Source organism: Nocardiopsis sp. NPDC006832, assembly GCF_040635885.1.
In the GTDB taxonomy this organism is placed as follows: domain Bacteria; phylum Actinomycetota; class Actinomycetes; order Streptosporangiales; family Streptosporangiaceae; genus Nocardiopsis.
On record NZ_JBEYLC010000140.1, the window covers coordinates 1 to 1,743 of the forward strand.

At 59.8% G+C, this 1,743-nt stretch carries 2 protein-coding genes; one reads left to right on the top strand and one right to left on the bottom strand.

The features are described 5' to 3' along the window. Positions 1 to 56: 56 nt before the first annotated feature. Positions 57 to 917 (top strand): ion transporter, encoded by an 861-nt coding sequence (locus tag ABZ717_RS28580; protein ID WP_358516379.1) that lies wholly within the window; start codon positions 57 to 59, stop codon positions 915 to 917. 305 nt (positions 918 to 1,222) lie between these two features. Here the strand turns inward: ABZ717_RS28580 and ABZ717_RS28585 are convergent, their stop codons facing one another. Next, positions 1,223 to 1,498, bottom strand: a complete 276-nt coding sequence (locus ABZ717_RS28585) for a GntR family transcriptional regulator (RefSeq protein WP_358516376.1) — start codon at positions 1,496 to 1,498, stop codon at positions 1,223 to 1,225. Positions 1,499 to 1,743 lie beyond the last annotated feature (245 nt).

Here is a 1,743-nt window from a genome sequence, read left to right on the forward strand (position 1 = left end):
CATTGCGGCGCGGCCAGGTCACCAAGTTTGTGGAGAGCCGATGGTTCTCGAACACGATGTTCTGCGTGATTCTGGCCAACGCCATCATATTGGGATGGGCCACTTATGGGGGTTCTGCCCTTCCGTATCTCCTCATCGCGGAGCGGATCTTCATCGGTATCTTCGCCATCGAGATGACGCTGAAGCTCTACGCCTGGCGGGGCAGGTTCTGGAAAGATCCCTGGAACTGGTTCGACTTCGGTGTGGTCGTCATCTCGCTGATCCCGTCGACCGGACCGTTCGCGGTGCTGCGGATCCTGCGAGTGCTGCGCATCCTTCGACTCATCACCGCGGTCCCGCAGATGCGCCAGATCATAGGAGCGCTCTTCAAGGCGGTCCCCGGCATGGGCACGGTGATCGGGCTGTTGCTGATCGTCATCTACGTGTCGGCGATCCTCGGACAGCAGATGTTCGGCGAGGACGTGCCCGAGTTCTTCGGTGACCTCGGCACCACGCTGTACACGATGTTCCTGCTCATGACCACGGAGAACTGGCCGGACGTCTCGGATGCGGTGTTGGAACAACATCCCAACGCGTGGATCTTCTTCGTCCTGTACATCGTGCTCACGGCGTTCATCATGCTGAACCTGGTGATCGGTGTGATCGTCACCGCGATGGAGCAGGAGTACAGCGAAGGTCGTTGGGAAGAGGACCAAGAGCTCGAACTGGTCCAGCACAACGAGGTGATCGCGAAGTTGGACGCGCTGACCACTCAGGTCCAGTACCTGCAGAGCAGGATTCAGTCACAGGACCGGGACTCTCTTGTTGATCACTCCGTACCCCCGGCTGCTCCCTCTGCCAACAGCACCCACGGAGTTCCCCCATTCTCCTCAACGGAGAGCCCCGGCCCTGAGGCCGAATCCCGGGAAGTTGATTAGTCCCCACCGCAAATCACATATCCCGGGAAAGGTGAGTGGCGGAAGAGGGCCCACCGGGGAAAACGAGTAGTGAAACCCCCGGCGGGCCGTCCCCACCCTCGATAAGAATTATGTAGGACGCGGGCGCGCCCGCGCGACTGTTTCGAGGATTCTCTTCGAGGTTTTCTGCGCGTGGGGCGCCCTTACAGGGGCGAAGCCGACAATTCTACGGTCACGGCTTGGATACGCTCCGCACTGAACCTTCGGCAGCTCTGTCCGTTGGGGTCGTAGTGACCGAATCTCTCTTCCGGTGACCCGGCAGGTCGTCAGTCCTGAGGTAGGACGAATACTCCCTTGCCCGCCACGATCCGCACGTGGCCCTTCTCCTCAAGGAGAGCTGTCGTCTTGATGACTGTGCCTCTGGCGAGCCCAAACTCCTGAACCAGGCCGGCGATGCTCGGGATCGGACGGTTCGCCGGGTAGTCACCACGTTCGATACGAGCGATCAACACTGCGGCCAGCTGAAGCCACACCGGATCCGGTCCATCGTGATCGAGTTCGCTGTCAGCGCTGTAACCAGCAGGGATGCTCACTTCACTCATACAGACGACGTTGGCATGGAGTGCCGGTCAGAATCAGGTTGGGTAATTCTATAGCAGTGCATGAAAGGGTTAAGGTACGATCACGCTGAAGCAAGGAAGAACCCCGGCGACGTGCGGACACACGCCCCGGGGCCATGGCCGACCTGACTAAGAGCTCATCTCATTTGGATTCTCGATAGCCTGGCCCGGTGTCGATGGTTGAGCGGTTGGTGCCGGACAAACTGTGGGAGCTGTTTCAACGGGTG

Excerpts from the sequence above, each read along its gene's own strand:
- ABZ717_RS28580 (WP_358516379.1), top strand. The coding sequence starts at position 57 with ATGTTCTGCGTGATTCTGGCCAACGCCATCATATTGGGATGGGCCACT.
- ABZ717_RS28585 (WP_358516376.1), bottom strand. The coding sequence starts at position 1,498 with ATGAGTGAAGTGAGCATCCCTGCTGGTTACAGCGCTGACAGCGAACTC.